The following is an 8592-nucleotide window of genomic DNA, read 5'->3' as shown; positions in this document are numbered from 1 at the left end:
ACATGCCCCCAGGTGAAGGCGCGGAGGAACGTGCCCAGCGTGGACGGCGCCCGCACCCCGCCGAACAGGCGCGGCAGGCCGCCGTGCCGCAGGACGTCCAGGTCGTCGATGCTGTCCGCCCCGGCCACCATCCCGCCCATGATGGACATCGTCTTCGCGTCGGCAGCCGTGCCCGCACCGTTGCCCGCGCCGGTCAGCTTCACCTTCTCGGCCACCAATCGCGGCAGGTCGCATCGCTCGGCCAGCCGGATCGCCGGGACCAGCCCGGCGTGCGCGATCAGATTCGGGTCATCGAACGCGGCGAACACCGCCGCCGGACTGTGGGAGGATTTCACTTACGAGGTGCCTTGCTGCTTGGGCCTGATGGAAGCGTAGAGAACTCCCATCATCCCAGGTCAGCAGGCGCCTCTTCTCATTCCACCGTCCACAGCCCGCCCGCCACACGGTGGATCGAGGCTCAGCTACGGCGACTGACCGCCGCGGTCCTTTCCATGCCGCTGTGACGTGTCTGGAGCCCGTTTATTACCTGTTGATCGGCTCTTGAGCACCGTGCGGTGGCATGGCTGCATGAATCTCAGAAGAGCTGTGGTGGGCGTCGCGCTCGCCGCGATTGCGCTCACCGCTACCGGTGTATCGACTGCTTCCGGAGTCGAGGCGTCGTCGCATCCCGGCCGCTCGTTCCCGGCCTCGCACACGACCGCCGGCACGCCTCACCCGGGGCCCGACAAGTCCGACTGGCCGAAGAAGGGGGATACCAAGGTTCCCACGCTGCCGTCCGCGTCTCTCGAGGGCCTTCCGACCTTGCGAGAAGCCCGGCAGAAGGGTCTCCTCTCGCAGCCGATGCCGGCCGCGGGCGGCGTGACAACGCAGGCGTTCCCCGAACCCAGTTGCAACACGCCCCCGCAGGGCTGGGGGTACCACGACTACCTCAGCCCCGGCGAGTGCCTCACCCAGGGGACGTACATCGCCGTCAACATCGACCCGGCCGACTGGTACGAGCTGTGGATGCAGAGCGACGGCAATGTCGTCCTCTACTTCCACGACGGCCTGTTGGGCTACAAGGCCAAGTGGGCGACCGGAACCCGTGCCTGGAACCCGTCGCTGTGGATGCAGCGGGACGGCAACGTCGTCCTCTACGACGGCGTGGGCAACCCGATATGGGCCACGGGCACGAACGGGTGCGGCGGTCAGGGGGCCTGGCTGCGGGTCCAGCGCGACACCAACCTCGTCCTGTACACCCGCGACTGGACGCCGATCTGGGCATGGTTCAACGGTCCCTCCTCCCGCCCCTGCTGAGCCGCCCCGGAGCTGGCGCGCGGCGGGCCTCGGAACGGTGAGCCCGACAAGCCGAGGCTGCGTCTGACGGGTCACGCGCGAAGCCGGAGGCGAAGCGCCGCGACGGTCACCGTGTCACGGAACACGCATGCCCTCCGGGCCCCTGGCCAGGGGCCCGGAGGGCATGCGGCCAGGGCCGCGCTCCGCCGGGCAGGCCCTAACCCTCGCCCGCCTACGCCACCCCGGCAGGCCAGCCCCGACCCTGCTCCAGCGGCCTACGCCCACCGCATGCCGATCTCGGACAGTTGCTCGATCCGTTCCGGGGTGAGCGTGGCGGCCCTGCTCCGTTGGTTGCCGATCCAGGCACCGAGCCGGAGGTCCCGCTGCTCCTGGTCCTCGCTGCCGTCCCCGCTCATGGTGATCGTCTCGACGTGCTTGCGCGGTACCCGAAGGTGTCCTTCGCGTTCGTAGTACTGCCGGGCGGCGGCGAGGTGCATCGCCCACTTCTCCGCCTGGCTGGTCCGCGGTTTCGGTTTCTCGTCTTCGCCCGCGGGTTCGATTCCGAGGATGTGTTCGCACATCCATTGCTGCACGCCACTCAGCTGGTCCCATCCGAGCTGGACCGACTTCACCCACCGCCCGAGTTCCTCGCCCTGGCGCACGACGTTGCCCGCTGTGGTGGGCAGCGTCCCGCCCTCGTCCAGGTGCTGCCGGGTGAGGTGGAAGCACCGTTGCCACGTGACCGGCCATGCCGGGCACCAGGACGCGTCGATTTCCTCCAGCTGTTCGCGCCGCTCGTCCGATAGCGTCCCGGCCGACGACTGAACCGGCAGCCCTTCGGCACGCCGCTGCTTGATCTCGGCAGCCTTCCGGGCGGCGGCCCTCGCGTTCTTCAGCCAGATCCCCACCTTGTAGCCCTGGTGGGTGGCGTCGAGCGGGGCGAGGAGGTGGCCGTGTTCGGTGGCCCATCCGCGCGCGGCGGTGAGGCCTTCTTCCCAGGCGACGCCGTAGTGGGACCAGATCATGCCGAGCTTTTCCAGCTGGGCGATGCGGTCGTCGTCCATGTTGCCGCGGGCGTAGAAGCGCCGGTTGTCGGCGGTCCACTGTCCGAGGGGGAAGCCCGCGAGCGAGGCCGGCCACCCGACCCCCTCGGCTTCTTCGCCCTTCGGTACGCGGTAGGTGAACGGGACGTGGAGGTCGCTGTGTTCACGGGCGTAGATGACGGCGGCTTCCACGCCGCGTCGCCAGTGTTCGTGTTCGGGGTTGAGGACGCGCAGGTTGATGAACGCTGCGAGGGCGGCTGGGTCTCGGGGCGTGGAGAACTTGAGCAGCCCTCTGGCCGCGCCGCTCACGCCCTGCCATCCCTCACCGGGCTCCTCGTCTCCCTCCCCAGCTGCGTGGCCCTTGAGGGAGCGGCTGGGTGCCTGCTGCTCGGCGAGGGTCTCCACGATCCGGGCGTCGTGTGCCCGCAGCGCCTCCAAGAGCTTGGCGAGCCCGCCGTACGCCCGGCTGGTGAGCATGTTGTCCGCTGTTTCGCCGGGTTCGAGCAGGATCGGCACCACGAGTGACGCCGTCTTGCCTTCCCCTGGCTGCATTCGCAGTGCCCGGCCCACGGCCTGGACGAGGTCGGGCATGGAGCCGCGCACGTCGGCCCAGTACACGGAGTCGCAGTTACGGGTGTCGACGCCCTCGCCCTTCTCTGCACCAACGCGGGCGTTAGAAGTCCGAAGGAGCGTGACTGCGTCGGATCAGTGACGGACTCGGGCGACTTCCCCCTCGATCCGAATCAGGAACTCCGTGATCGGGGCTCCGCCGCTGTCTGGAACGAGGACAAGGGCGTTGTCACGTTGTTGGGTGTGTGGGTGCCTGATGGCGCGTCGGGGCGTGGTGGGCCCGCGGTGCGGGCCTGCTCTCAGGCCATGGTGGGCAGGCAGGCGACTCCGGTGATCTGCTCCCAGATCGCGAAGCGGACGGTCATCTCGGCTCTGTAGTCGGTGGCGGTGAGCAGGTGGCGTCGGGGCCGGAAGTGGGGCGAGATGCCGCTGAACGCGGACAGGAACCGTTGGGCACCACCGACGCTGCGGAAGCCTTTCATCGCGCGTTCGCGTTGCCTGGTGGGCTGGTGGCTGTTCTCGGCCCGGTTGTTCAGGCCCTTGTGGAAGCGGTGCTCGACGGAGGGCATGACCTCGCGGTGGGCCGCGCCGTAGGAGCGAAGCTTGTCGGTGACGAGCACCCTCGGCACTGTGCCGGTCTTCTTGAGGAGTTTGCGGAAGAATCGCCTGGCCGCGGCCTTGTCCCGACGGTTCTGGACGAGGATGTCGAGGACGTTGCCGTCCTGGTCGACGGCCCGCCACAGGTACTTCTGCTCACCGTTGATCTTGATGAAGACCTCGTCCAGATGCCACTTGTCGCCGGGCCGGGCCTGCCGGCGGCGCAGCGCGTGGGCATAGGCCTGCCCGAACTTCAGACACCATCGGCGGACCGTCTCATGCGAGACGATCACACCGCGCTGGAGCATCAGCTCCTCCACCTCGCGGAAGCTGAGCGGGAATCGGAAGTACAGCCACACGCAGTGGGAGATGACCTCAACCGGATACCGGTGACCCCTATACGACGGCGACGCGCTCTCCACGGACAGCCCCCTCCAGCATGATCAACCAGAAGATCATCCCATCCGGTCAGCCAACGTGACAGCGCCAGGCAGCGCGAACGCGCTATGAAGGGCTTCCACAGCGTCGGAGCAGCCCAGCGGTTCCTGTCCGCATTCAGCGGCATCTCACCCCACTTCCGGCCCCGCCGCCACCTGATGCCCGCACACGACTACCGAGCCGAGATGACCGTCCGCTTCGCAATCTGGGAGCACATCACCGGAGTCGCCGGCCCCTCCACCACGGCCTGAGCACAGCCCGGAACGGGCCCCCACCACGCCGCAACACACCATCAGACACCCACCCCCGCAACAACGTGACAGCGCCCCTGTTCGCACTTCCCAATCGGCGGCCGAGTCGTCGTGGGGAGCCAGGCGGCCAAGCACCTGAAGCCACGAACGGCAGCCACTTGTCAGCCACACCCAGCTCTCCTGGGTGTCCTCACCCTACGAACGGGAGGATCAACCCGTTCAAAAAGGTAGAGCCACTTGTCCCCCGGCCGTGGCTGTCGCGGCGCAGCGCGCCGACGTAGCTCTGCCCGAACTTGGCACACCCGCGGCGGACCGTCTCATGCGAGACGACGACACCGCGCTCGAGCATCAGCTCCTCCACCTCACGGAAGGACAGCGGAAACCGGAAGTACAGCCACACACAGTGGGAGATCACCTCGACCGGGTACCGATGGCCCTTGTACGACGGCGACACGTCCCCCACGGACAACCCTCTCCAGCATGATCAACCCGAAGATCATCCCACTCAGCCAGCCAACGTGACAGCGCCTCGAGGTGGCATGCAGGGACCGCACCCGGGCCTATGCCGAGGCCATCCGAACCGGTGCGCCGCAGGCGGACCGCATGACGGCTCATTGAGAAGCCTTCCCTGCCACCACGACCTGCCCCTGACCTCAAGAAACGGGATTGTTCAGGGTCTCCTAGGGGGTGCTGCAGGGCGCCAGGCGGGCGCAATCTCACACTCACCCGGAGTCTTCGTGATGTTCGTCGCGGCCCCATCGGCGACCGGCTGTACCCAGATGTCACACCCGCTTGTGTAGGCCAGTGCCTTCCCATCCGGGGACCACGTCGGGTCATCGGCGTCCTCGCTGCCCGCGGTTACCTCGGTGATATCGCCATTCTGGGTCGCGAAGCGCACCTGCCGCTTGCCGTCGACCAGCCAGCTGTAGGCGATCGTCGAACCGTCCGGAGACCACGACGGGTTGGCGGCCACCCCACCCTTGGCCACCGTGGTGACCATCGAGCCATCGGTCACCTTGAGGGGCTGCTCGCACGGCCTCTCGGGGGTCGCCCGACAACCGGGGGCCGCGGTCACGTAGGCGAGCCGCTTCCCGTCGGGGGCCCACGCCGGGTGGTAAACCGAGACCTTCTCGTCGAGGACGGACCTGCTGGTTCCACCGTCGAGACGTAGGACCTCAACACCTGAAACCGACTGTGCTCCGGACGACTCGCGAGACGACACCTGCGCGGTCTGTGCGTATACCTCGTCAAGCGAGCGGAACGTCGATGTGGAGGGAATCCGCGAGCCGGTCAGCAACTCCTTCACCCCTGAACCTGCACCGAGCACCAACACGGCCTGCTCGTAGTGCGAGTCCTCGAAGATGCGGCCGACCACGGCCAGGCGCGCCCCGTCCGCCGACCATGATGGTGATGTCGCGGCGAGCTCGGACAGCCGCACGCGGCCGGACCCGTCGGAACGGGCTCCCGCAAGGCGGAACGCCCCACCTTGGTTGCTGGCGAACACGATCGGAGGCGCCGTCGCGAGGTTGAGAGAGGCGAGCTTCGGGTCTCGCGTGAACTCGGGCCTCCGGACGGGGGCATCATGGATGTGACCGTAGTCCTCCTCCGAGTGGCTCTCGGTGGCCTCGTGACCGTGTTCGTCCTCGTCACCGTGTCCGGCGGAGACGCTCGGACGAGGCGTGCCGCCGATCGTCGTGGCATCACTGGCGGCCGCACCCCCGGAAAGGAGCAGGAGTAGACCGGCGGTGGCGGCGCTGGCGGGCCGGGAGGGAACGCTCCGGTTCAGGAATCCCATCGGCGTCTCTTCACCTCTCTACGGGCAGAACGTGTCGACGGGGGAAGGAGCAGGCCGGTGGGGCTGCTGCCCCACCGGCCTGCCGTCAGTGTGATCGCATCACAGGACCGGGGCATTCGGGTCCGAGTAGACGACTTTGCCGTTGATCATGGTCATGAGCACCTTGGTGTCGGAGATCTTCTCGGTTGGGATGCTGAACAGGTCCTGGTCGATGACGATGAGGTCGGCGAGCTTGCCCACCTCGATCGAGCCGGTGACGTCGTCCTGGTGCATCTGGTAGGCCACACCGATGGTCGCCGCCTTGAGAGACTCGAAGAGCGAGATCCCCTCGGTGGGCACGAGCTGGCCGGGCAAGATCCCGGCGGCCTCGTTGACCTCGCCTTCGCGGTCGATCGCGGTCTCGATCGCGGTCCACGGAATGAGGTCGGTGACCGGCCAGTCCGAGCCGGCGGCGACAACCGCCCCGTTACGCAGCAGCGACTTCGTCGGGTACATCCCGGCGAGGTCCTCGGGAGCGATATAGCCCTCGGCTCCGTTGATGGTCCAGCCGTCCCGCTGCGCCCACTGCAAGGACATGCTCGCCACGACGCCGATCTCCCCGAACCGTTTGTAGTCCGACTTGTTGACGAACTGCAGGTGGGTGATGGTGTCGCGACGGTCCCACGCAGGGTTGGTCTTCTTGATCGCCGCGTAGTTGTCGAGCGACACGCGTACGGCCCGGTTACCGATGCTGTGCGTGTGGATGGTCCACTTGTTCGCATCGAGTTTGAGGAAGCCGCGTCGCGCGTCGTCACACGACGGCTCTTCTCCGCGCCGGTCACCCTCGACCCAGACTGGGTTCTCCGTCGTGCCGACGTTGATCCGGTAGGGCTTCTCCATGGCCGCCGTCTGGCCGGGGTACTCCGGCACACCGTCACAGAAGATCTTCACTGTGTCGATGCTGAGCGAGCCGGGGCTGTTGGGCGAGGAGTAGCCGTCGAACTCATTGCGGACTTTGTTGATCCGTGCGATGACTTCATTGATCTTGGCCTCGGACGCCCCGCGGACGTCGCTGGCCGTGAGGGCTTGGTTGAAGTGGACCGTCATGTTGCCGTCGTCGGCCAGACGCTTGGCCAGTTGTACATCCGTCTCGCTGCCGGCCGGCCGGAGGACGGACGTGACGCCCAGACGGTTGGCCTTCTTGATGTTGGCGACGAGTTGCTGGTAGTCCGCGTCTGGCGGCTGCGGCGTCGCCGGGCCGAAGTCCGCCGAGAAGTCGGCGAACGTCCCGTTCGGCTCACCGTTCTTGTCATGGCCGATGAATCCACCCGGTGGCGTCGGGGTGTCGGCGGTGATGCCGGCGTTGATGATGGCCTGGGAATTCGTCGCGAACTTGTGGCCGTCCATGTTGAAAACCACAATCGGGCGCGTTGTGCCCGTGCCGTACGGGTCCTCCTCCGGCGACTTCGAGAGCCGGTCGAGCGTCGCGCGGTCGAGGACCGTGCCCTTGGGCTGCATCGCGTCGCCCATGAAGTTGAAGGCGGACAGGATGTAGTTGCTCTTGAGGTGGCCTGCCTGCTCGGCACTGGTGAGGCAGGCCTTGAGCCTGCCGAGTACCACGTTGACCGTGCCGCCTTCGTAGCCCATATCGCAGTCGATGATCTCGGCGCCGTGCAGGTGCCCGTCACCGAGACTCGGCATGAGCGTCTTGCCCTTGAGGTTGACGACCTTGGTGTTCGGCCCGACCCACTTCTTGGTCTGGCCCGGGGTACCGACCCCGACAAAGACGATCTTGCCGTCCTTGACGGCGAGGGCATCCGAGAACTTCGCTTGGTTCGGGCCGTACTGGAGCACCTTGCCGTTAACGAAGAACGTGTCGGCATGGCCGGCCCCGCTTTGGGGCGCAGGGAATGCCGAAGCTGCGCCGGTAATGCCGAGAGGAAGAGCCAGAGCCGCGACGACGGCGATTGCTCTGCGGCGGAATCGTGAGTGTATGCGGCTACTTCTCTGTCCTACGTGAGTCACCTTGCCTCTTTCAGCCTGTGCCATTGCAGGTCTAGGAACAGGGAAGTCCGAATGAGTCTCTCCGTTCGGAACTCCCAGCGGATGCTTGGCTGGCGCCGAAGGCAGCACTGACCATGAGGCATCGAGAACTCCGAATTTGCCTTATTGATCAGGGGTTGCATCAGGCCGACGGTCCGATCCAGGCATGCAGTTCAGTCACTCGGGGGCAGTTTCGCGTTGACCGGGAGAGGTTGGGCCCGGGTGATTGGGAGGCTAGGTGAAGCTCAACACCAAGTCAACGCTTTCCGTTGCCGAAATAGCGACCAATCATCGATCCAGTCGTTTCGCTTCGACATTGCAGCGGATTTCGTAGATTGAAGGGTACTGAGCACAGGCCCCGGTGTCCTTGAGGTCTGTCCCATCACGACAGCACCGCCGGAGGCGCCGGCGACGAACGGCAACTGATTTCGTAGGCGGGAGGCGGATCCTCGCGGCGGTCCTGGAGGTCGAAGTCAGCGCTAAGCCTGATTCCACCGGGCAACAGTGACTCTGCTGCTCAATTCCGTGCGGCGTGACGGTGGGCGCGGGATGATCGTCCGTGCGGCCGTTGTCCCGTCGTGCGGCCGTGGGGGTGATGCGA

The 8592-nt window shown here is 66.6% G+C and carries 5 protein-coding genes and 3 pseudogenes; 2 read left to right on the top strand and 6 right to left on the bottom strand.

Annotated elements, in window-relative coordinates; translation table 11 throughout:
- Positions 1-335, bottom strand: a pseudogene (locus ACIBB8_RS36830) (IS1380 family transposase); the annotation flags it as partial.
- Between the two features lie 232 nt (positions 336-567).
- Between ACIBB8_RS36830 and ACIBB8_RS36825 the strand changes: the two are divergent.
- Positions 568-1296, top strand: a complete 729-nt coding sequence (locus ACIBB8_RS36825; RefSeq protein ID WP_398959658.1) for a hypothetical protein — start codon at positions 568-570, stop codon at positions 1294-1296.
- 254 nt (positions 1297-1550) lie between these two features.
- Here ACIBB8_RS36825 and ACIBB8_RS36820 read toward each other — a convergent pair whose 3' ends face one another.
- Positions 1551-2936, bottom strand: coding sequence for a Helicase associated domain protein (locus tag ACIBB8_RS36820; protein WP_398959656.1), 1386 nt, complete (start codon positions 2934-2936; stop codon positions 1551-1553).
- A gap of 251 nt (positions 2937-3187) precedes the next feature.
- Positions 3188-3913: an IS6 family transposase gene (locus ACIBB8_RS36815; protein WP_398959660.1), complete on the bottom strand. Its 726-nt coding sequence runs from the start codon at positions 3911-3913 to the stop codon at positions 3188-3190.
- A 60-nt stretch (positions 3914-3973) separates the two neighbouring features.
- On the opposite strand from ACIBB8_RS36815, the pseudogene ACIBB8_RS36810 reads away from it, so the two are divergent.
- Positions 3974-4174 (top strand): annotated as a pseudogene (locus ACIBB8_RS36810) (IS6 family transposase); the annotation flags it as partial.
- 233 nt (positions 4175-4407) lie between these two features.
- Here ACIBB8_RS36810 and ACIBB8_RS36805 read toward each other — a convergent pair.
- The 3 genes and pseudogenes from ACIBB8_RS36805 to ACIBB8_RS36795 form a co-directional block, all read right to left on the bottom strand.
- Positions 4408-4637, bottom strand: a pseudogene (locus ACIBB8_RS36805) (IS6 family transposase); the annotation flags it as partial.
- A 207-nt stretch (positions 4638-4844) separates the two neighbouring features.
- Positions 4845-5969, bottom strand: a complete 1125-nt coding sequence (locus ACIBB8_RS36800; protein WP_398959654.1) for a DPP IV N-terminal domain-containing protein — start codon at positions 5967-5969, stop codon at positions 4845-4847.
- Positions 5970-6068: 99 nt separating this feature from the next.
- Positions 6069-7973, bottom strand: coding sequence for an amidohydrolase (locus tag ACIBB8_RS36795; RefSeq protein ID WP_398959652.1), 1905 nt, complete (start codon positions 7971-7973; stop codon positions 6069-6071).
- Positions 7974-8592 lie beyond the last annotated feature (619 nt).

This window comes from Streptomyces sp. NPDC051286, assembly GCF_044455345.1.
In the GTDB taxonomy this organism is placed as follows: Bacteria; Actinomycetota; Actinomycetes; order Streptomycetales; family Streptomycetaceae; genus Streptomyces.
Note: the sequence above shows the minus strand (reverse complement) of the source record. Positions and strands in the feature narration are given on the sequence as shown.